Genomic DNA, 20,095 nt, shown 5'->3' with positions numbered 1-20,095 from the left:
TTCATAAACTGTAACTTTCTGTCGACTCAGTAGGCTCCTTCTACACTCAATCCGCATACGCCCAAAACACTTTCCAAAAGAGCTCCCATGACCACCCTAAAAGACCGCTTGAAGCAAGGCAAAAATGCCCGCAAGAATTGCCCCCGCAATGCTCAAGCGTCCACGGGCAAAACAAACCGCGACCCACTCCCGCTGATCAAAGCCTCCAGCGAAGGCCGAATCAAATCCCTTGTAGAGCTCCGCTACGGCCGCATGCTCGTCTCCCCCTTCAGCTTCTATCGCGGCACCGCGCTTTTGCAGGCCCACGACTTGGCCTCCACGCCGAATATGGGCCTGACCTCGCCGATCTGCGGCGATTGCCACCTGATGAATTTCGGCGGGTTCGCCACGCCCGAACGCAATCTGTTGTTTGGCGTCCACGACTTCGACGAGGTCCATCCCGGCCCCTGGGAGTGGGATATCAAACGGCTGGTGACAAGTATCGTGGTGGCTGCCCGCGATCTGCGTCATGGGGAAACGGTCGAAGAATCGGTCTGCCGCGACGTGGTCAGCGCCTATCAGAAAACCATGCTCGAGTGCGCCGAACAAAGCGCCCTGGAAACCTGGTACGAATCCATCCGTTACGACGACCTGCGCAAGCAGGCGAACAAAAAAACGCTCGAGCATATCGAACGCGCCATCGAAAAAGCCGAGGGCCGCTCCCACGCCGAACTGCTGCCGAAAATCAGCGAGCGTGACGCTGATGGCTGTCTGATCATTCGCGATGACCTGCCGGAAATTTTCCACCTGCACAAAAAAACCACATTGCTGAATGCCGACGATGACTGGCTGCTCCACTCGGATTGGCGACCGATCTACGACGCCTTCATGCGCAAGTATCCAGGCACGCTGCAGGCTGACCGTCGAGCGTTGTTTTCACGTTTTCACGTTCAGGACATGGCGTTCAAAGTGGTGGGCGTCGGCAGTGTTGGCACCCGTTGTCTGGTGGCCTTGCTGACTGATGATCAGGCGTTCCCGCTGTTCCTGCAATTCAAGGAAGCACGGCGCTCGGTACTGGCCGACTACGTGAAGACAAAATCAACAGTGCGGCATAACGGTCAGCGGGTGGTCGAGGGTCAACGGTTGATGCAGTCGGCCAGTGACCTGTTTCTCGGCTGGACCACCGGCCCCGGCGGTCGACACTTCTACGTGCGGCAGTTGCGCGACATGAAAATCTCGGCCGAACTCGAGACTTTCGATGCGGGCACCTTCGCCGCGTATGGACGCGTCTGTGGTCGCGCCCTCGCCCGCGCACATGCCAAATCGTCCGGGCAGGCCGCGCAGATCAGCGGTTACATCGGCAAGAGCGATGCACTGGCGGACGCGCTGTTCAAGTATGCGAAAAGTTATGCAACGCAGAATGAGCAAGACTTTGAGCGATTCCAGCAAGCCTGCCGTACGGGCCGGTTACAAGCTCGCTCCGAGGCAGACTTTGCGGCAGATCATTTGCCCTGAGCGGGCAACGCGGGTCCATCCATATGAATTTTTCTTCACCCCATCAACCCTCTCCAGCCGGTACATTGCCCTCGCTCATTCAAGAAACTACGGTTTGCCCGCCCTCCCGCGGGCTTTTTTTTGCCTTTTGATTGATGAGCGGCGGCCCATAACCCAATACCTTCCCCGGAACTGTTGCAAATCACGTCCAGCCACCTTATTGGGTGTACCATCGATGTCTGTTCATCAGATATCAGTTAGCCATGTCCACGCAAAGCGAAGAGAGCCGTCAGATCGTTGCTTCTCTGGCGCACCGTGTTGGCCCCGACGCTGACATCGCAAGGATCGCCCAAGCGATCATTTCAACCTTGCGGGATATGGAAGTAGCCCTCACGCCCATCATCGGCCAGCAAGGGGTTGCCGCGCTTTATCGCCGCAGCCTCCACCTGTGCGCCATTACTCATCCGCGTTTAGCCAGCACCCGCGACAAAGTGCCGGCCGGCATGGACATGGCGGCCCTCAAGTCCGTAATTGTTGAGCAAAGCGACGCCGATGCGCTGTTTTTCGGTGAAGTGTTGCTGACGACCTTTTACGAACTGCTGTCCACGCTCATCGGGCCCTCGCTCACCGAACGCTTGCTTCGTGGCATGTGGGAACCTTCTTTGAGCGACACCCCTTCGCAGGAAAATTCGCCATGAGCACCAAAGTGACTATCAACCGTCTGGCCACCGGCGTGCCAGGACTGGACGAGGTGCTGGGCGGAGGTTTGCCGGAGTTTTCGTTCAACCTGATCGCAGGCCCTCCCGGTTGCGGCAAAACCACCCTCGCGCACCAGATGATGTTCGCCCTGGCAACGCCTGAACGTCCGGCGCTGTTCTTCACCGTGCTGGGGGAACCGCCGCTGAAGATGCTGCGCTATCAGCAGCAATTCGATTTTTTCGACAGCGAAGCGATCAATCAGTCGATTCGCTATATCAACCTGTCCACCGACACCCTGGCCGGGAATCTGGACGAGGTGCTGCGACGGATTATCAGCGAGGTAGAGGCTCACTCACCGGCGCTGGTGTTCGTCGACTCGTTCCGCTCCGTGGTGCTGGCCAGCCAGACCCAAGACAACCCCAACAACAACCTGCCGCAGTTCGTTCAGCAACTGGGCATGTTGATGACCACCTGGCAGGCGACAACCTTCCTGATTGGCGAATATTTCACCGAAACCGACACCAACCCGATTTTCACCGTGGCCGATGGCCTGATCTGGCTGCGCCAGAGCGTCCAGCGCAACTCCATGGTGCGCAAGATGGAAATCATGAAGATGCGCGGCCAGCCGACGTTGCCGGGGCTGCACACCTTCCGTATCGCCGCCTCCGGCATCAAGGTCTTCGCGCCGCCCCCACTCAACCGGGTTGAAGCGCCACTGAAGTTTCCGATTCAGCGCCTGAAAATGGGCGTACCGCAGCTCGATGAAATGCTCGGTGGTGGCCTGCCCCGTGGCTATTCCTTGCTGGTGGCCGGGCCGTCGGGCTCGGGCAAAAGCATCCTGGCGTCAACCTTCCTCGCCGAAGGCGCGCGCAACGGCGAGACCGGCGTGATCGCGGTGTTCGAGCAACGGCCTAATCACTCCCAGAACGCAGCCCTTGCGGGACTGATCGAGAGTGGGCAAGTCGGCCTGGTGGACAGCCGCGCGCCGGACCTGTCCATCGACGAGATCGTGCAATTGCTGCTCAGCGAGATTCGCCGACTGAAAGCCACCCGGGTGGTGATCGATTCGTTGTCGGGCTTCGAACTGGCGCTGGCACCGACCTTCCGCGAAGACTTTCGCGAATCGCTGTCGCGTATGGTCACGGCACTGACCAGCATCGGCGTCAGTGTCTTGATGACCTCGGAACTGGAAGACCGCTACACCGACCTGCGCTTCAGCCCATATGGCACGGCATTTCTCACCGACGCCATCATCGTCCAACGCTATATTGAAGTAGAGAGTCGCTTGTTGCGCATCATGGCGGTGGTCAAGGTTCGGGCCAGCGCCCATTCCGATGAGTTGCGCCTGTACCGCATCGACGATAAAGGCCTGCAGATCGGCGAGATGTTGCCGGATCAGGAAGGGTTACTAGGGGGCCGGCCTACCCGGCAGATCAACAAGGACGAGGTGTAAACCAGGACCATGACCGAGGCCAATGGCACGAACGCACAAACGATGGCCACCGCCGCTCGTGAGTTGTTCCTGCTCGGCCAGAAGACCGTGGAAGCGCGTGCGGTGCTGGCGGCGCTGAAAAAGGAATTGAACGATACCAATAACCGCCTGGTGGACGCCCAGCAAATCGAACAATTGGTCGAAGCCAACCAGCAACTGGTGTTGGCTATTCTGCTGGCGCAATCGGATGCGGAAAAACCCCATCGCTCACAAGAAGAGCAGCGGCTGTTCCTGGAGATGCGCGAGGCTAACGCGCAATTGGTGATCGCCGCCCTCAGCGCGCAAAATCTGCAAGCTTCGGCGGAACACACGCTGGAGCAGCAACGCAACCTCCTCACGCTGGTCGCCCATGAACTGCGCAACCCGCTGACGCCCATCAGCATGATCGCCGGCCGCCTGGTGCGGGTGCCCAGTGAAGAATTGCCGCGCATGCAGGCATTGATCGAGGGCCAGGTGCGGCACATGACGCGGCTGGTGGATGACTTGCTCGACGTGTCCCGCGCCAGCACCGGCAAGCTGCGCCTCGATTGCCGGATCGTCGACATCGTGCAGATTATCCACGAGGCCATCGAGGTGTGCCGCCCTTTGTTGAACACCCGGCAGCTGCATTTCACCGCCGAACTGCCCACCTGCGCGTTGTCGGTGAACGGCGACCCGGTGCGGCTCACGCAGATTCTCGGCAACCTGCTGGGCAATGCGGCCAAGTACACACCTGCGGGGGGCCATGTCACGTTGTCGGCCAGGGCCAATGACAACGTGCTGGAGATGAGCATTTGCGATGACGGCATCGGCATTTCCGCCCAGGCCTTACCGTTTATCTTCGAGCCGTTTGTGCAAGACGTACACGCCGTCGGCTTCAACGGTGCAGGCCTGGGCATTGGCCTGACGGTGGTTCGCGAACTGGTGGAAGCCCATGGCGGCACGGTGATTGGCAATAGCGGCGGCGACGGCAAAGGCAGCACCTTTATCGTGACATTGCCCTTGGCGATTTGAGTTTTCCCGCTGACCACGCAATGCTTGCGCGACGATCCCCCCGAAACGGAGCGCCCTATGCCGCTGTTGTCCATGCCCTGTAAACGCTTGACGCTGGCGGTGCTCGACCCTGAACAGGCAGCACTGGAAAGCGACTTCTACCGGCGCAACCAAAGGCATCTCGCCCGCTGGTCGCCGATTCGCCCCACCGATTACCACAGCCCTGAAAACATTCGTCCGCGCCTTGAAGTGCAAGCCAGCGCGTTCCAGGCAGGCCTCGCGGTGCACTTCGCGCTGTTGGACGCGGACAACGGCCAGATGATCGGCGCCTGCAATTTCAGCGGCATCACTCGCGGGGCGTTTCAAGCGTGTTATCTGGGTTACCACATCGACGAATCCCATCAAGGTCAGGGCTTGATGCAGGAAGCGCTGGAAGCGGCCATCGGCTACATGTTCGATGAGCAGAAACTGCACCGGATCATGGCCAATTACATCCCCGGCAATGAACGCAGCGCACGGTTGCTGGAGCGTCTGGGATTTGAACGTGAAGGCTACGCCAAGGCTTACCTGAGTATCGCCGGGCGCTGGCAGGATCACGTGTTGACGGCGTTGATCAATGATCGCTTTGAAGCCCCGGAACAGCGCTGGTCCAGACGTCTCTCGTAATACTTCGCGGCTGTTCACAATTCATTAAGCATTTGCCCCTTATGCTCGGGCTTCCCGGTCCACCTTCCCGGAAGCCAGAAGTCTATGTCGCGTCCCGCCACTTCACTGTTTCTGCTTGCCGCTATGCTGTTTTTCTTTGCCTTGGGCAATCATCAACTGCAAGGGTCCACCGAGGCCCGGGTGGCCGGGATCGCCATGCAGATGCACCTGGACAACGACTGGGTAACGCCCCGTTTGTTCGGCGAACCGTTTCTGGAAAAACCACCTTTGAGCTTGTGGCTCGATGCCGGCGCCATCCGTGCATTTGGCGGCACGCCGTGGGCGGTGCGACTGGCCTCGGCGTTCGCCGGGCTGTTCAGCGTGATGCTGTTGTACGCGATGCTGCGGCGGTTCGGCCGGCCCAAGGCGATTGCCTGGACGGCGGGAATCTTTCTGGCAACCATGGCCAGTTATTGGAGCAACGTGCGCGGCGTCGGTGAAGACGCGTTACTCGCCCTCGGCGTGACCCTGGCGTTGCTGGCGTTCTTTCAGGGGCAACGTCAATCGACGCCCGGCAACGCGCTGCTGTTCGCCTCGGGAATCGCTATCGCCACACTGAGCAAAGGCGTCCTCGGCCTGGCGATGCCGGGCGTGGTGATTTTCGCGTATCTGCTGGCCGAGACCTTGATGGACAGGCGCCTGAAAATCTCCGACTGGTTGCGCCCCGGTTTACTGACGCTTGCAGGGTTGATCCCGTTGATGATCTGGCTCGCCGTGCTGTATCAGCGCGATGGAGCGCAAGCCGTGGGAGAAGTGCTGCTGACCAACAGCGTCGGACGCTTCAGCGGATCCTTCGTCGAGGCCGGACATTACGAACCGTTCTACTACTACCTGACCAAGCTGCCCCAAGCGTTCCTGCCGTGGAATATTCTGGTTTACCTGGGGTTGTGGCATTTCCGAAAAAGCCTGATGGCCAATCGTTACTTGCTGTTTTTCACCCTGTGGATCGTGGCGCAGTGTGTGATGCTGACGTTGGCGTCGAGCAAGCGCACGGTGTACCTCATGTCGATGACGCCCGCGGCGGCGGTGATTGCTGCTGAGTATGCAAGCGTTCTATACGAGCGGCTCAACGTGCGCGAAGGGGTTTCGAACCTGTTGGGGCTCATCGCACGGCATCGACGCGGCGTGGCGATTGGCATGATCACGCTGGTGATCGGCAGCTACCTGGCCGCCGCTCAATGGGCGCTGCCCCACGCGGACCGCAAGTTGTCGTTCCTGCCGTTGACCGAGCAGATTCAAACGATGCAAGCCAACGGACAACACGTCGCCCTGTTCCAGGCCAACGAACGGGTCGGCGGCGCCAGCGTGTTCTACACCCGACAAGTGCTCAAGGGCCTGGACACCAAGGCGCAGCTGCATGAGTTTCTGGCGGCCTCGCCCTCCAACGTGGCGGTCATGTCCGGTGAAACCGAACCAACCGCGCCCTTGAAAGTGCTCAAGACCATGAAGGTGGGGCGTCAGGCTTACTACTTTGTAAACCAGTAAGCGGCTCAGCGGTCTGCGCGCCTGACTTTTGCAGCACCGGCACTTCCAGCCGCGCTCGACCGTAAAATGCCAGCGCCGTCAGCAAACACGCCAGCCACACGAAGATCCCGGCCCAGAAAGTGTGGGACATGTAGTGCCAGCCTTGCAGGACCCGTGTCGTGCCGTAGACGAAACCGAGCAGCAACGCGCCGTACATCAGCGCTTTGGAATATAGCCAGCGGTAGCGGCGAGCCACGAAGTACAACGCGAGCATGGTGAAGCCGCCGGAAGCATGGCCGCCCGGCCAGCAACGGCCGTCACCGGCTTCCTTGAACAGCTGGAAGTTTTCGTACCACTCTATGTGGGCCATTTTCCCGCCGTAGAGGGTCGTTTCGATCGGGCAGTACACGCTGGTGTGCGCCTTGAGAAAATGGATCACGCCGGTGCAAATGGCGAACGCGACAACCACAAACAGGAAATCGCGACGATGCTCGTAGGCAAACCGGAGCACCGGGGTGGCTTTGCTGCGTTCCAGGAAGCTGCCGAGACGCGGATGCCTTTGAACGTTTAGCAACGGCCAGACAAACGACAGCATCGCGCCGATCACGGCGATTTCCCCGGTCCAGTTCGGAATGATCCGCGCCCACTTGTGGGTCAACTTCTCGAAGAAGTGAACCTTGTCGAGGGGAAAGATCTGGGCGACGGGATCAAACAGCAGATTGCTGAAGGCGATGTCGATGTTGGTCATGTCGAACATCAGGAAAACCACGGCCGCGCAGGCCAGCGGGATACCGAAGTTCGCCCAATAAAAGCGGCTGCGGGAAGAAGTCAGCATGGTGCGTCCTGATCCAGAGGAAAATTCATTGGGTGGTCACCGAGCGCCAGTCGGAAGCTTCAATGAAACCGAGCATGCGCGGTGTCAGAGGTTTTTTGGCGGAGATAAACAACGAAGCGCCATAACCGAGGGTGGAGGTCGACACCTTGAGGTCTTTTTCAAGTTGCGCCATGCATTCGCTGTGGGTGACCAGAATCAAATTGCGGCCCGCCACTTTGTGCGCCAGGGCATCACGCAGCATCGTGCCCTTGCAGCTCACCAACCAGTCCTCGCCGACACCGACCTTGTTGAACATGTAGCCAGCCGTCTGTGACGTGCGAACCATCGGGCTGTTGTAGATATCGGTCTTGTCCAGCCCCAACTGTTCGAACCGCGCACCGACATTCACCGCAACGCTGCGCGAACGATCGGTGATGCCATCGTTGCCACTCAGGCACGCGGCTTTCGAGTGATCGCAACGCTCGACGTGGCGGACCAGCACAATGACGTCGCCTTTGGCCCATTCGGCTTCCAACATTCGTGCGCCCGCCACATTGCCATGGGCCAGGTCCGGCACTGCGGCCGGCTGCAACAGCCATCCCGTCAGCGGAACCACCAGCAATGCCGAGGCAAGTACCACCGCGATATTTCGATGCCGGGCCAAAACGCTCAGATTGATCGAGCGTTTGATCCCGAACAGACTCAGTCTCAATTCCACATCAAACGGCCTCACCCGCGTGCACCCTTGTCATTCGATGCCGCGAGGGTAGGGAGGCGCGCGTCGGCGGCCGGTGAAACCCATGTGAAAAAAAGCTTAAGCCGCCCACAAAAACCTTGTTACAGATTCCCTCCTACAAAATCCTTTCAGCTCTAGTGATTGCTGCCGATACATACCTGCTACACACCCTTGCTGGCACTTAAAAACAACAATCTTCCAGCCAACCGACGATCGAAAGCGCAACGTTCCTGGAGGAATTTGATGAATAGCTGGTTCGGCAACATCAGCGTGAACATGAAACTGGGCCTGGGGTTCGGCCTGGTCCTGGCACTGACCTGCATACTGGCCCTGACCGGCTGGACGAGCCTGGGCGGGTTGATTGACCGCAGCAATTGGATGAGCGACATCACCCAGCTCAACTCTGGTCTGACCAAACTTCGTGTGGTGCGCCTGCAATACATGCTGACCAACGGCGATGAAACCGCCGCTCAGAACGTACAGACCACCCTTGACGCCTTTTCCGCTCAGCAACAATCGCTGTTGTCGAAGTTCAAGAGCCCGGAAAACCTCAAGCTGCTCAAAGAACAAGGCACTTACATCGACGCCTACAAGACGTCGCTGAACAAAATGCGCAGCGCCTACCGCACCGGCAACAGCGCCCGCGACACCATGGCCGCCAATGCCGAAACGGCCAGCACGCTGATCGATGCCATCGGCACCCGCGTGCAACAAATGCCTCTTGGCGATCAGCGTTTCGAACAGTTCCAGGCCGTCACCGCAGCCAAGGAAGCGTTCATCCTGGCGCGCTACGAAGTGCGCGGCTACACCGCCACCACCAATGCCGAAACCGAGCAAAAAGCCGTCGTCCAACTGGATTCGGCGATTGCCAGCCTGAAGCCGCTCAACGTTCAGTTTGCCGACACCCAGCAAGACGCACTGCGTCAGCTGGAAACCGCGCTCGGCAACTACCGCAGCGCCTTGCATGCTTATAAAGCGGCCAACACCGATGCCGTGCAGGCACGCAAGGAAATGACCGAGCAGGGCGCCGCCATCGTGACCCTGAGCGATCAGCTGTATCAGATCCAGCTCGATCGTCGTGATGCCGAAAGCGCCCAGGCGCGCACCCTGCAGCTGATCAGCACATTGCTGGCGTTGTTGGTGGGCATCATTGCTGCCGTGATCATCACCCGTCAGATCACCGGCCCGTTGCGCGACACATTAGCGGTGGTCGAACGCATCGCCAGCGGCGACTTGTCCCAAGACGTCAAGGTGACGCGCCGCGACGAACTTGGCGTGTTGCAGCAAGGCATCGCGCGCATGGGCGTGACCCTGCGTGACTTGATCAGCGGCATCCGCGACGGCGTCACTCAGATCGCCAGCGCCGCCGAAGAATTGTCCGCCGTCACCGAGCAAACCAGCGCCGGCGTCAACAGCCAGAAGATCGAGACCGATCAGGTGGCCACCGCCATGCACGAGATGACCGCCACCGTGCAGGAAGTCGCGCGCAACGCCGAAGAAGCCTCCCAGGCCGCAGCCGCCGCTGATGGCGAAGCTCGCGAAGGCGACAAAGTGGTCAACGAAGCCATCGCCCAGATAGAGCGTCTGGCCAGCGAAGTGGCGCGTTCCACCGAAGCCATGAGCGTGTTGCAACAGGAAAGCGACAAGATCGGCAGCGTCATGGACGTGATCAAAGCCGTCGCCGAACAGACCAACCTGCTGGCCCTCAACGCTGCGATTGAAGCCGCGCGTGCCGGTGAAGCCGGTCGTGGTTTTGCGGTGGTGGCCGACGAAGTCCGTGGCCTGGCCCAGCGCACACAGAAATCCACCGAAGAAATCGAAGGTCTGGTGGCCGGTCTGCAAAATGGCACTCAACAAGTGTCGACCGTGATGAACAACAGCCGCGCCCTCACCGACAGCAGCGTCGCCCTGACTCGCAAGGCCGGCGTGTCGCTGGAAAACATCACCCGCACGGTGTCCAACATCCAGTCGATGAACCAGCAGATCGCTGCCGCTGCCGAGCAACAAAGCGCCGTGGCCGAAGAAATCAGCCGCAGCATCATCAACGTGCGCGACGTGTCGGAACAGACCGCCGCCGCCAGCGACGAAACCGCGGCGTCCAGTGTTGAACTGGCGCGGCTGGGTGGTCAGTTGCAGCAAATGGTGAGCCACTTCCGCGTCTGACATCCGCTTTGCGGTGAATGAAAGAACCATTCGCGAGCAAGCCCGCTCCCACACGTTCAATCAGTAACCTGTGGGTGCGGGCTTACCCGCGATCGTTATCTACCCGTCACCAAAAGCGCTCAGGTCTGCCAAGGATTGATCACCTCTATGCCGGGGAATTCAAAGTCCCGGACATTACGGGTGGCAATAGGAGCTCCGTGGCTTCGGCAGATGGCGGCAATCTGCGCATCGGCCATCGACGCCGTCCGACCATTAGCTTCACAGCCGGCTACCAACGTCGCGTACTCCACGGCGGCGTGGGCGTCAAAAGGCAAAATCCTTCCGACAAAGTCCTCTTCAAACATCGCCATGGCATGAGCTTCAAGTTTCTGTTTGCGCTTGCCAAACGGGAGTCGGGCGATGCCATGGAGAATTTCCGCCACGGTGACAGCACTGATAGCCAATTCCATCGCTGGCTGTGCATCAACCCAGGCAAGCACTTGTGTATTGGGTTCAACCCGCATGAACTCTGAAAGAACATTGGTATCGAGCACTATCATTCGGAGAAATCCACCGCTGTCGCTTTCTCGTGACGAGAAGGAAGATCAAGCTCAACCCCACCGACAGCGTTGAACCTGTTACGGATTCGGCTACCAAGCCCTCCCGCGCGATCAACGGTTGCCAAGGCTCTTCCAAGAATCAGACGAGCCTCCTCCTCCATCGAATGCCCATTGTGGGCCGCGGCTATACGCAACTGTTCCTTAATCTGATCATCCAGGTTTCTAATCGTGATGCTGGCCATGACGCCTCCTGCAATCAATGAAATCATTGATTGAGGCTATCACACCTTGTCCGATCAACACTTGCTTAGCTGCCGAACGGCCTTACGCACTAATCGCATTGGTAAACACCAACCGGTTCCCGAACGGGTCGGCAATAGTCATGTCCTGGCTGCCCCACGGCATGGCCTGAATCTGTGGATGCGCAAACGTGTATTCCTTGGCCAACAATTGCTGCTGGAACGCCTCGAGTTCATCCGTCTCGATCCGCAATGCCGAACCCGGCGTGCTGTCGCCATGGTGCTCGGACAAGTGCAGCACGCATTCGCCCCGGGAGACTTGCAGGTACAGCGGGAAGTTGGCTTCAAATCGATGTTGCCAGTCGACCGTAAATCCCAAGAAGTCGACGTAGAACTCCAATGCCTTGGCTTCGTCGAAAATCCGCAGGATCGGGGTAGTTTTGCCGAAGCTCATTGGGTTGCTCCCTGACTGAAAAGACACCCATTGTAGTTGGGCTGGATGTCAGCGCTTCGGCTTGGCGATGGCTTTCTTTAATTGCAATGTGCCACCACTGTGACGGACTCCTCGGAATCTTTACTGAAACCCGCCACGCAAATCCCCTTCCCGCGCAAGAAACCGCCCTTCCCGCTTTCCGTTCGCCTGGCCTTCGCTGTAACTCAACACGCCGTTGACCCATACCCCGTCAATTCCTTCTGCTGCCCGTTGCGGGTCGTTGAAGTCCGCCACGTCGCGAATGGTCACTGGATTGAACAACACCAAATCAGCCCAATGCCCTTCGCGGATTTCGCCGCGCTCCTTCAAGCCAAAACGCGCCGCCGACAGCCCGGTCATTTTGTGTACGGCGGTGTGCAGCGGAAACAGCCCGACGTCGCGACTGAAATGCCCGAGCACCCGTGGGAAAGCGCCCCACAAGCGCGGATGCGGGAACGGGTCTTCCGGCAATCCGTCAGAGCCGACCATCGACAATGGATGAGCGAGGATTCTTCGTACATCGGCCTCGTCCATTCCGTAGTACACCGCGCCGGCCGGTTGCAGGCGGCGGGCAGCGTCGAGCAGGGGCACGTTCCACTCGGCGGCAATGTCCATCAGGTCGCGACCGCCCAGTTCCGGGTGCGGCGTGGACCAGGTAATGGTGATGCGATGGGCGTCGGTGACTTGCTTAAGGTCCAGGGTCGAAGAACTCGCCGCGTAGGGATAACAATCGCAGCCCACCGGGTGAGTTTTCGCCGCTTCCTCAAGCGAGGCCAACAGTTGCGGACTGCGACCCCAGTTACCGGCCCCCGCGCATTTGAGGTGGGAAATGATCACCGGGGATTTCGCATGGCGGCCGATCTGGAAGGCTTCGTCCATAGCCTCCAGCACCGGTTCGAATTCGCTGCGCAAATGGGTGGTGTACACCGCGCCGAAGGCCGTCAGTTCTTCGGTCAGCTGCATCACTTCATCGGTGGATGCCGAAAACGCGCTGGCGTAGGCCAGACCGCTGGATAACCCCAAGGCGCCGGCCTCAAGGCTTTCGCGCAGTTGCTCGCGCATTGCGCTGATTTCATCCGCCGTGGCAGTGCGAAACAGGTCGTCGAGGTGGTTGCTGCGCAATGCGGTATGGCCGACCAGCGCCGCCACGTTCAGCGTGGTGTTAGCGGCTTCGACCGCTGTGCGGTAATCGCGGAACGTCGGATAAACAAAGGCTGCCGAAGTGCCGAGCAAGTTCATCGGGTCTGGCGGATCGCCGCGCAGACTCACCGGTGACGCGCTGATCCCGCAGTTGCCAACAATCACCGTGGTCACGCCCTGGCTGAGCTTGGGCAGCATCTGCGGCTGGCGGATTACCACGGTGTCGTCGTGGGTGTGCACATCGATAAAACCGGGCGCCAGCACGCGGCCGGCGGCGTCAACTTCTTCGTGGGCGGTGTCATCGCACAGGTCGCCGACGCGCGCGATGCGGCCATTCAGAAACGCCACATCGGCGGAGTATCCGGGGCGGTTGCTGCCGTCGATGATCAGGGCGTTGCGGATCAGCGTGTCGTACATCATGTCAGTCTCCCAGCGGCAAGTGATCGTCGCCGCCGCGGTAATCGTCGAGGGCGAGTTTGATCCGCCGCAGACGTTCTTGATTGTTTTCAGGATTGGCCAGCGCCAGCTCGGTGGCAAGCACGTCGATGGCCAGCAGCATGCCGTAGCGCGCCGCCGTGGGTTTATAGATGAACGAGGTCTCGACGCCTTGCAGCGGCAGCAGCACATCGGCCAACTGCGCCAGGGGCGAATCGGCGCGGGTGATGGCGATAATCCGAGCGCCGTAGTTGCGTGCCAGTTCGACGGCTTCGATCAGTTCGGGGGTGATGCCGGTCAGCGAGCAGACAATGACCGCGCGTTCGGCATCGAGGCTGGCCGCGGTAACGCGCATCATCACCGGGTCGTGGCACGCCGCAATCGGGTAGCCGAAGCGCACCAGCCGCACTTGCAGTTCATCGCTGCACAAGGTCGAACAACCGCCCATGCCGAACGCATGAATCATCCGCGCCTTGCCCAGCAGTTTCACCGCATCGGCGAACCGCGACTCGTCGAACGCCGACAGATGCTGACGCAGCGTCGACTCAATATCGCCGACGATCTGCCCGTAAAACGCCGACTGGTCGGGCGTGCCTGCCGGGTCGAGGAAACGGCTGCCGACGCCGCTGGCCTGAGCCAGTTGCAGGCGCAGATCGCGCAAGTCGCGGCAGCCGACGGTTCGGGCAAACCGCGACAGCGTGGCAGTGCTGACTTCAGCCCGCTGCGCCAGCTCATCGAGACTGGCGGCGGAGGCAAAGCCGACGTCGTCGAGCATCAGCCGTGCGATGCGCCCTTCACCGGCGCTGAAGGAATCCTGGCGGGCGCGGATCTGATAGAGGATGTCCATGGCAGGCGGCTCCGGTTAAATCAGGTAAGAAAGACCCACGGTCAGCGCGAAAGCCACCACCGAAATAATGGTCTCAAGCACGGTCCAGGTCTTGAAGGTCTGGGCAACGGTCATGTTGAAGTATTCCTTGATCAACCAGAAGCCACCGTCGTTGACGTGGGAAAAAATCACCGACCCGGCGCCCGTCGCCAGCACCAGCAACTCCGGATGTGGATACCCCAGACCGATGGCCACCGGCGCGACGATGCCCGAGGCGGTGGTCATCGCCACCGTGGCGGACCCGGTAGCGATCCTCATCAACGCCGCAAACAGCCAGCCCATGATCAGCGGTGACAGGTGGAATTCATCGGCCAGGCTGACGATCTGGCTGGTCACGCCGGCGTCCACCAGAATCCGGTTCAAACCACCGCCGGCGCCGACCAGCAAGGTGATGCTGGCGGTCGGCGCCAGGCATTCGTTGGTGAACTTGAGGATCGATTCGCGGTTGAAGCCCTGGGCGATGCCGAGGGTCCAGAAGCTCAGCAAGGTCGCCAGCAGCAGCGCAATCACCGAGTTGCCGATGAACAGCAGAAACTGGTTAAAGCCGCTGCCTGGTGTGGAAATCAGGTTGGCCCAGCCGCCGATCAGCATCAGCACCACCGGCAGCAAAATGGTCGCCATGGTGATGCCGAACCCCGGCAGGCTGTCACGCGGTTCGCGGTCGAGAAACTGGCGTTCCAGCGGGTTCTCCGCCGGCAGTTGAATGCGCGGCACGATGAACTTGGCGTACAACGGACCGGCGATGATTGCGGTCGGAATGCCGATCAGAATCGCGTACATCAAGGTCTGCCCCACCGACGCCCCATACACCTGCACCGCGAGCATTGCTGCCGGGTGCGGTGGCACCAGCGCATGCACCACCGACAGGCCGGCGACCATCGGCAAGCCGACCATCAGAATTGACACGCCCACGCGGCGGGCCACGGTAAAGGCGATCGGCACCAGCAACACAAAACCGACCTCGAAGAACAGCGGCAGCCCGACCAGAAAGGCGATGCACACCATGGCCCAATGCGCGTTCTTCTCGCCGAACCGGTCGATCAAGGTCCGCGCCACCTGCTCGGCGCCGCCGGACTCGGCCATCATCTTGCCGAGCATGGTGCCCAGCGCCACCACCAGCGCGATGTGTCCCAGAGTCTTGCCGACTCCGGCCTCGTAGGCGCCGACCACGCCGGACGGCGGCATGCCCGCCAGCAGCGCGAGGCCGATGGAAACCAGGGTGATGACAATGAACGGATTAAGCCGGTAACGGGCGATCAGAACGATCAGGGCAATGATGGCGATGGCGGCGTACACCAGCAGCCAATAGCCGAAGGACAGGGTCATGCGGTACTCCTCGAAAGGGTCACGTCGAAAGTCTTGTGAAACTCTTAAAACATTTCGAGGCGCGATACTCAAACGAGGTGAAACTAATTTTCGTACAGAGGTAAGGGATGTCGCACAGAGGTATGCAAGGTCGGTGGATATGAAAATCAGGCAGGCGGATTTACATCGCGCCTGCGTTGATCTCAGTCGTGATTCACCCGAGCGCGTTTGAGCAACTTCTTGCAGCGCTCGGATAAATGCAGCACGCGCAAATGCTTGCCGGCCTTGGCGTAGCGTTCACGCAGGGTCTTGAGCGCGGCGATAGCCGAGTAGTCGACGAAGCTCAGGTGGCGGCAGTCGATGGTCACGACAGACGGATCGTTGGCGGGATCGAACTGATTGAGAAACGGCGTAGTCGAGGCAAAAAACAGCGTGCCATGCAGGTGATAGAGCTTGCTGCCGTCGGCTTCGAGATGAGCGTCGGCATACAACTCGCGGGCCTGCTGCCAGGCAAAGTTAAGCGCCGCGATGATGATCCCGCAGAGCACGGCGGTCGCCAGGTCGGTGAACACGGTGATGACCGTCACTGCAACAATCACCAATACATCGTTGAGCGGCACCTTGTTCACCACCCGCAACGACGCCCAGGCGAACGTCTGTTGCGACACCACGAACATCACGCCGACCAGTGCAGCCAACGGGATGCGCTCGATCAGCGGCGACAGAAACAGAATGAACAGCAGAATCAGCACCCCGGCCACCACGCCGGATAGCCGGCCACGACCGCCAGAGCTGAGGTTGATGACGGTCTGACCGATCATCGCGCAACCACCCATGCCGCCAAACACGCCGGAGACCATGTTGGCCGCGCCCAACGCCACGCACTCGCGATCCGGGAAGCCACGGCTCTCGGTGATCTCGTCGGTGAGGTTCAGGGTCAGCAGGGTTTCCAGCAGACCGACCAGCGCCATCAAGATCGCGTAAGGCGCGATGATGCGCAGGGTCTCCAGACTCCACGCAATGTCCGGCAGCGCGAACGCCGGCAAGCCGCCGGCGATGTGGGCCATGTCGCCCAAGGTGCGGGTCGGCAGACCAAGCAGATACACCGCCAACCCGACACTCAGGATCGCCACCAGCGCCGGCGGCACGGCACGGGTCAGGCGCGGCAGCAGGTACACGATCGCCATCGTCAGCAGCACCAACCCGGTCATCATGTACAACGGCGTGCCGCTGAGCCAGGTTTCGCCGCTCTTGAAGTGTTCAAGTTGCGCCAAGGCAATGATGATCGCCAGGCCGTTGACGAAGCCGAGCATCACCGGGTGCGGCACCATGCGCACCAGTTTGCCCAGCCTCAGCAGCCCGAACGCCAGCATGATCAGGCCGCCGAGCAACACGGTCGCGAGCAGATATTGCACGCCGTGCTGCACCACCAGCGCAACGATCACCACCGCCATCGAACCCGCCGCACCGGACACCATGCCCGGCCGCCCGCCGAAAAGCGCGGTGAGGGTGCAAATGATGAACGCTCCGTAAAGCCCCATCAGCGGATTGAGATGGGCCACCAGCGCGAAGGCAATGCATTCGGGTAGCAGGGCGAAAGAGGTGGTGAGTCCGGCCAGGACATCGGCGCGCAGACGTTTTGGTTTCATGGAGGGTCGGACACAACAGGGAAAGAGGGAGCGGATGTTACGGAATTGAGTACAGCCCGGCCAGTTATAGGGCGGCTGAATACGCCATCGCGAGCAGGCTCGCTCCCACAGGGGATCTTCGTCGGACACAAAATCTGCGTCCAGTGAAGATCAAATGTGGGAGCGAGCCTGCTCGCGATGAACGATGACGCGGTCTAAAGCGAACTCAAACCATCTCGTCCCGAATCCATTCAACCACCGACGTCCGCTTCGGCACCCAGCCCAGCCATTCACGCGCATGCTTGCCGCGCACCCGGCTGTTGGAACCCAGACCATAGTTGGCCATTTCATAACCCCACTCGGCTTCGGCGTCTTTCAACGGCCAGTCTTGCGCCTCGCCGAGCTTCAGGGCTGCAGCCATGGCAGTGGTCATGTCGATGAACGACGCCTCACCGCTTTCGACGAAGTAGAACGTGCCAGGTACGTTTTTGGTCAGCGCCAGCAGATACAAGGACACCACGTCTTCAATGTGCACATTCGACCAGATGTTCTGGCCGGTGCCGACATGGCGCACCACGCCGCTTTTACGCGCTTGTTTCAGCAAGCGCGGCAATTGAACGCTGTCGCGATTGACGCCCAGGCTGTGGCCGTAAATCAGGGTGTTGCAGATCACGGCCGAATTCACGCCGTCTTTCGCCGCGGCGAGGATCAGGTTGTCGATGGCCACGCGGGCGGCCTTGTCGACGGTCGGTTCCGGCAGGCTGTCTTCGAAGTAGATGACGTCGCTGGATTTGCCGCCTGACGCATCGCCGACGATGCTCGAACCGCTGGTGTGCAGGAACACTTTGTTGGAGCCGCGCAAGGCATTGAGCAAGGCTTCCACCGCGCCGCGATGGTCGCTGCTGGCGGCGTTGATCACGGCATCGGCGGCGCGGGCCTGTTCGGCCAGTAGTGCGCTGTCGTCAAGAGTGCCGATCACCGGGATGATGCCCAGTGCGCTCAGTTCAGTGGCTTGGTCGGCGTTGCGAACCAGGCCGGTAACCTTATGGCCCGCCCGGACAAGACCGGTGGCGATGGAGCCGCCGATGAATCCAGCGGCGCCGGTAACGAATACGTTCATGGAGAAACTCCCTGCGTGAATAAGTGATGCATTGAGTATCGAGGACCGTCCCCTGGCGAAACAGACCCGCTGCCCCAAATCACTCTTGCGCAGGCGTCACGAATCAGCCTTTGAAGTCCGCATTTGCATACGCCGCCAATTTGCCCTGGATGAAGTCCAGGAAGCACTGGATGCGCAGGGCAAGTTGCGAGTTGCGGTAGTACACCGCGTTGATCGGCTGGCGATAGCCGCTGTTGAAATCCGCCAGCAGCACCTGCAAGCGACCCGCGCGAATGTCGTCGATCGTCATGAAGTGCGACAGGCAGGCGATGCCCTGGCCTTCCAGCGCCAGGTGCCGGATCGTCTCGCCGCTGGAAGCACTGATCGACGCCTGAATCGGCCAACGATCACCATGCACATACCGCAGCGGCCACTGGTTGAGGCCTTCGTTCTGGGTAAAGCCCAGCAACGCATGCCCCGTCAGGTCGGCAACCGCCTCCGGCGTGCCGTGTCGCTCAAGGTACGCCGGGCTGGCGACGATGTGCAGCGGGCTGCAACCCAATGAGCGGGCGTGCAACGTCGAATCGGCCAGTGTGCCGATGCGGATGGCGATGTCGGTGCTTTGCTCGAGCAAGTCGATGATCAGGTCGTTGCTGTTGAGTTCGAGCTGGATGTCGGGGTAGAGGCGGCGGAACTCGTCGATGTACGGCACGATGGCATGCAGCATGAACGGCGACGCGGCGTTGATCCGCAGACGCCCGGACGGGGTTTGCTGGCGCGAAGTCAGGCGTTCTTCGAGCTCGTCCATCTGATCGAGAATCAGCTTGGCATGTTCGAAGAAATACTTGCCCTCTTCTGTCAGGTCCATGCGCCGCGTGGTGCGGTTGATCAGCGTGGTATCGAGCTTGGACTCCAGCCGCGACAGTGTGCGACTGACCGCCGAAGGCGTTTGCCCGACTTGTTCGGCCGCAGCTGAAATCGACCCGCACTCAATTACGCAGACGAAGATCTGCAACTCATCGGATCTGGCTTTCACGTGTGTCCCTTATCGATAGTCCGGCGCAATACTACTGTGTTAACGGGGACCAATGTGGCGAGGGGATTTATCCCCGTTGGACTGCGTAGCAGTCCCATTTTTGGGGGGCCGCTTCGCAGCCCAACGGGGATAAATCCCCTCGCCACAAAAGCTTCCTAGCCACAGGTTCGTACCTCGTCAGCTATCGATAGTAGCCGAGCCTCACGCCTTAAGGCCGAACACTTCGGTCAAATGCTGTTCATAGCGCGCCACGTCACCCTCGATATTCGGACGTTTCATCACATCGACCGCCAGGAAGGTCGGCAAACCGGTCATGCCGAGGAATTCGTTGGCCTTGTGAAACGGGAAGTACACCGCGTCCACGCCCTTGCCTTCGAAGAAGTCGGTCGGGTCGTCGAAGGCTTGCTGCGGCGCGTTCCAGGTCAGCGATAACATGTATTGCTTGCCGTGCACCAATCCACCGCTGCCGTACTTTTGCGAGGCGTCGGAACGGGTGCGGCCGTCGCTGGCGTAGAGGCTGCCGTGGCCTTCAGTGAAGACTTCGTCGATGTACTTCTTCACGGTCCACGGCGCGCCCATCCACCAGCCGGGCATCTGATAAATGATCACGTCAGCCCAAAGGAATTTGGCGACTTCTTCGGCGACGTCGTAACCCTCGTCGATAAAAGTGGCTTTCACGTCGACACCGCCGCGATCCAGCACGCTCAGCGCGGCTTCATGCAGAGTGGTGTTGTAGCGGCCATCGGAATGGGCGAACTTTTTGCCGCCATTGAGCAACAGGACTTTTTTCATGAGAAA

19 protein-coding genes and 1 pseudogene are annotated in these 20,095 nt (G+C 60.1%); 8 read left to right on the top strand and 12 right to left on the bottom strand.

Features of this window, described 5'->3' with window-relative positions:
• Positions 1 to 87: 87 nt before the first annotated feature.
• The 6 genes from ACA053_RS03620 (at position 88) to ACA053_RS03595 (ending at position 6,826) form a co-directional block, all read left to right on the top strand.
• The gene (locus ACA053_RS03620; protein ID WP_497394571.1) at positions 88 to 1,494 is read left to right on the top strand and encodes a DUF2252 domain-containing protein; all 1,407 of its coding nucleotides are present in this window, start codon (positions 88 to 90) and stop codon (positions 1,492 to 1,494) included.
• Positions 1,495 to 1,736: 242 nt separating this feature from the next.
• On the top strand, positions 1,737 to 2,171 hold the full coding sequence (locus tag ACA053_RS03615) for a hypothetical protein (RefSeq protein ID WP_256597469.1): 435 nt from the start codon (positions 1,737 to 1,739) through the stop codon (positions 2,169 to 2,171).
• A complete protein-coding gene (locus ACA053_RS03610) occupies positions 2,168 to 3,625 on the top strand; it encodes an ATPase domain-containing protein (RefSeq protein ID WP_497315469.1) in 1,458 nt (485 codons plus the stop codon). The genes ACA053_RS03615 and ACA053_RS03610 overlap by 4 nt, the downstream gene beginning before the upstream one ends.
• A 9-nt stretch (positions 3,626 to 3,634) precedes the next feature.
• Complete coding sequence (locus tag ACA053_RS03605) at positions 3,635 to 4,657, top strand: sensor histidine kinase (protein ID WP_497394570.1); 1,023 nt, start codon at positions 3,635 to 3,637, stop codon at positions 4,655 to 4,657.
• Between the two features lie 57 nt (positions 4,658 to 4,714).
• Entirely contained in the window at positions 4,715 to 5,302 is a 588-nt protein-coding gene (rimJ, locus tag ACA053_RS03600; RefSeq protein ID WP_497394569.1) for a ribosomal protein S5-alanine N-acetyltransferase, read from the top strand.
• 84 nt (positions 5,303 to 5,386) lie between these two features.
• The gene (locus tag ACA053_RS03595) at positions 5,387 to 6,826 is read left to right on the top strand and encodes an ArnT family glycosyltransferase (protein ID WP_497394568.1); all 1,440 of its coding nucleotides are present in this window, start codon (positions 5,387 to 5,389) and stop codon (positions 6,824 to 6,826) included.
• Here the strand turns inward: ACA053_RS03595 and ACA053_RS03590 are convergent.
• Both ACA053_RS03590 and pmrG read right to left on the bottom strand, forming a co-directional pair.
• Positions 6,777 to 7,640, bottom strand: coding sequence for a phosphatase PAP2 family protein (locus tag ACA053_RS03590; RefSeq protein ID WP_497394567.1), 864 nt, complete (start codon positions 7,638 to 7,640; stop codon positions 6,777 to 6,779). The genes ACA053_RS03595 and ACA053_RS03590 overlap by 50 nt on opposite strands.
• A gap of 25 nt (positions 7,641 to 7,665) precedes the next feature.
• Positions 7,666 to 8,337 carry a lipopolysaccharide core heptose(II)-phosphate phosphatase PmrG gene (gene pmrG / locus ACA053_RS03585; RefSeq protein WP_497394566.1) on the bottom strand — a complete coding sequence of 224 codons (672 nt, stop codon included), beginning with the start codon at positions 8,335 to 8,337 and terminating at the stop codon, positions 7,666 to 7,668.
• A 261-nt stretch (positions 8,338 to 8,598) separates the two neighbouring features.
• On the opposite strand from pmrG, the pseudogene ACA053_RS03580 reads away from it, so the two are divergent.
• Positions 8,599 to 9,612, top strand: a pseudogene (locus ACA053_RS03580) (methyl-accepting chemotaxis protein); the annotation flags it as partial.
• 42 nt (positions 9,613 to 9,654) lie between these two features.
• Positions 9,655 to 10,518 carry a methyl-accepting chemotaxis protein gene (locus ACA053_RS03575; RefSeq protein WP_497318169.1) on the top strand — a complete coding sequence of 288 codons (864 nt, stop codon included), beginning with the start codon at positions 9,655 to 9,657 and terminating at the stop codon, positions 10,516 to 10,518.
• A 119-nt stretch (positions 10,519 to 10,637) separates the two neighbouring features.
• On the opposite strand, the gene ACA053_RS03570 is transcribed toward ACA053_RS03575, so the two are convergent.
• From ACA053_RS03570 to mdaB, 10 genes are all read right to left on the bottom strand, one after another.
• Positions 10,638 to 11,057: a type II toxin-antitoxin system VapC family toxin gene (locus ACA053_RS03570; protein ID WP_109627864.1), complete on the bottom strand. Its 420-nt coding sequence runs from the start codon at positions 11,055 to 11,057 to the stop codon at positions 10,638 to 10,640.
• Complete coding sequence (locus tag ACA053_RS03565; RefSeq protein WP_109627863.1) at positions 11,054 to 11,299, bottom strand: FitA-like ribbon-helix-helix domain-containing protein; 246 nt, start codon at positions 11,297 to 11,299, stop codon at positions 11,054 to 11,056. Before ACA053_RS03565 ends, ACA053_RS03570 begins: the two co-directional genes overlap by 4 nt.
• 82 nt (positions 11,300 to 11,381) lie before the next feature.
• On the bottom strand, positions 11,382 to 11,750 hold the full coding sequence (locus ACA053_RS03560; RefSeq protein ID WP_109627862.1) for a glyoxalase superfamily protein: 369 nt from the start codon (positions 11,748 to 11,750) through the stop codon (positions 11,382 to 11,384).
• A 120-nt stretch (positions 11,751 to 11,870) separates the two neighbouring features.
• The gene (locus ACA053_RS03555) at positions 11,871 to 13,328 is read right to left on the bottom strand and encodes an N-acyl-D-amino-acid deacylase family protein (protein WP_497394565.1); all 1,458 of its coding nucleotides are present in this window, start codon (positions 13,326 to 13,328) and stop codon (positions 11,871 to 11,873) included.
• Between the two features lies 1 nt (position 13,329).
• The gene (locus ACA053_RS03550) at positions 13,330 to 14,190 is read right to left on the bottom strand and encodes a MurR/RpiR family transcriptional regulator (protein WP_497394564.1); all 861 of its coding nucleotides are present in this window, start codon (positions 14,188 to 14,190) and stop codon (positions 13,330 to 13,332) included.
• A gap of 15 nt (positions 14,191 to 14,205) precedes the next feature.
• Positions 14,206 to 15,555, bottom strand: coding sequence for a GntT/GntP/DsdX family permease (locus ACA053_RS03545; RefSeq protein ID WP_497394563.1), 1,350 nt, complete (start codon positions 15,553 to 15,555; stop codon positions 14,206 to 14,208).
• Between the two features lie 182 nt (positions 15,556 to 15,737).
• A complete protein-coding gene (locus ACA053_RS03540; RefSeq protein ID WP_497394562.1) occupies positions 15,738 to 17,183 on the bottom strand; it encodes a SulP family inorganic anion transporter in 1,446 nt (481 codons plus the stop codon).
• A 205-nt stretch (positions 17,184 to 17,388) separates the two neighbouring features.
• Positions 17,389 to 18,282, bottom strand: a complete 894-nt coding sequence (locus ACA053_RS03535; RefSeq protein ID WP_497394561.1) for an NAD-dependent epimerase/dehydratase family protein — start codon at positions 18,280 to 18,282, stop codon at positions 17,389 to 17,391.
• 103 nt (positions 18,283 to 18,385) lie between these two features.
• Positions 18,386 to 19,297 (bottom strand): LysR substrate-binding domain-containing protein, encoded by a 912-nt coding sequence (locus ACA053_RS03530; protein WP_497394560.1) that lies wholly within the window; start codon positions 19,295 to 19,297, stop codon positions 18,386 to 18,388.
• 201 nt (positions 19,298 to 19,498) lie between these two features.
• Positions 19,499 to 20,089, bottom strand: a complete 591-nt coding sequence (mdaB, locus tag ACA053_RS03525) for an NADPH:quinone oxidoreductase MdaB (RefSeq protein WP_131060844.1) — start codon at positions 20,087 to 20,089, stop codon at positions 19,499 to 19,501.
• Between the last annotated feature and the right edge of the window lie 6 nt (positions 20,090 to 20,095).

Source organism: Pseudomonas sp. LBUM1672, from assembly GCF_059695655.1.
This window is presented reverse-complemented; position numbering and strand designations above follow the sequence as displayed.

Coding starts and splice junctions, on each gene's coding strand:
- ACA053_RS03620 (WP_497394571.1), top strand. CDS start 88: ATGACCACCCTAAAAGACCGCTTGAAGCAAGGCAAAAATGCCCGCAAG.
- ACA053_RS03615 (WP_256597469.1), top strand. CDS start 1,737: ATGTCCACGCAAAGCGAAGAGAGCCGTCAGATCGTTGCTTCTCTGGCG.
- ACA053_RS03610 (WP_497315469.1), top strand. CDS start 2,168: ATGAGCACCAAAGTGACTATCAACCGTCTGGCCACCGGCGTGCCAGGA.
- ACA053_RS03605 (WP_497394570.1), top strand. CDS start 3,635: ATGACCGAGGCCAATGGCACGAACGCACAAACGATGGCCACCGCCGCT.
- rimJ (WP_497394569.1), top strand. CDS start 4,715: ATGCCGCTGTTGTCCATGCCCTGTAAACGCTTGACGCTGGCGGTGCTC.
- ACA053_RS03595 (WP_497394568.1), top strand. CDS start 5,387: ATGTCGCGTCCCGCCACTTCACTGTTTCTGCTTGCCGCTATGCTGTTT.
- ACA053_RS03590 (WP_497394567.1), bottom strand. CDS start 7,640: ATGCTGACTTCTTCCCGCAGCCGCTTTTATTGGGCGAACTTCGGTATC.
- ACA053_RS03575 (WP_497318169.1), top strand. CDS start 9,655: ATGGGCGTGACCCTGCGTGACTTGATCAGCGGCATCCGCGACGGCGTC.
- ACA053_RS03570 (WP_109627864.1), bottom strand. CDS start 11,057: ATGATAGTGCTCGATACCAATGTTCTTTCAGAGTTCATGCGGGTTGAA.
- ACA053_RS03565 (WP_109627863.1), bottom strand. CDS start 11,299: ATGGCCAGCATCACGATTAGAAACCTGGATGATCAGATTAAGGAACAG.
- ACA053_RS03560 (WP_109627862.1), bottom strand. CDS start 11,750: ATGAGCTTCGGCAAAACTACCCCGATCCTGCGGATTTTCGACGAAGCC.
- ACA053_RS03555 (WP_497394565.1), bottom strand. CDS start 13,328: ATGATGTACGACACGCTGATCCGCAACGCCCTGATCATCGACGGCAGC.
- ACA053_RS03550 (WP_497394564.1), bottom strand. CDS start 14,190: ATGGACATCCTCTATCAGATCCGCGCCCGCCAGGATTCCTTCAGCGCC.
- ACA053_RS03545 (WP_497394563.1), bottom strand. CDS start 15,555: ATGACCCTGTCCTTCGGCTATTGGCTGCTGGTGTACGCCGCCATCGCC.
- ACA053_RS03540 (WP_497394562.1), bottom strand. CDS start 17,183: ATGAAACCAAAACGTCTGCGCGCCGATGTCCTGGCCGGACTCACCACC.
- ACA053_RS03535 (WP_497394561.1), bottom strand. CDS start 18,282: ATGAACGTATTCGTTACCGGCGCCGCTGGATTCATCGGCGGCTCCATC.
- mdaB (WP_131060844.1), bottom strand. CDS start 20,089: ATGAAAAAAGTCCTGTTGCTCAATGGCGGCAAAAAGTTCGCCCATTCC.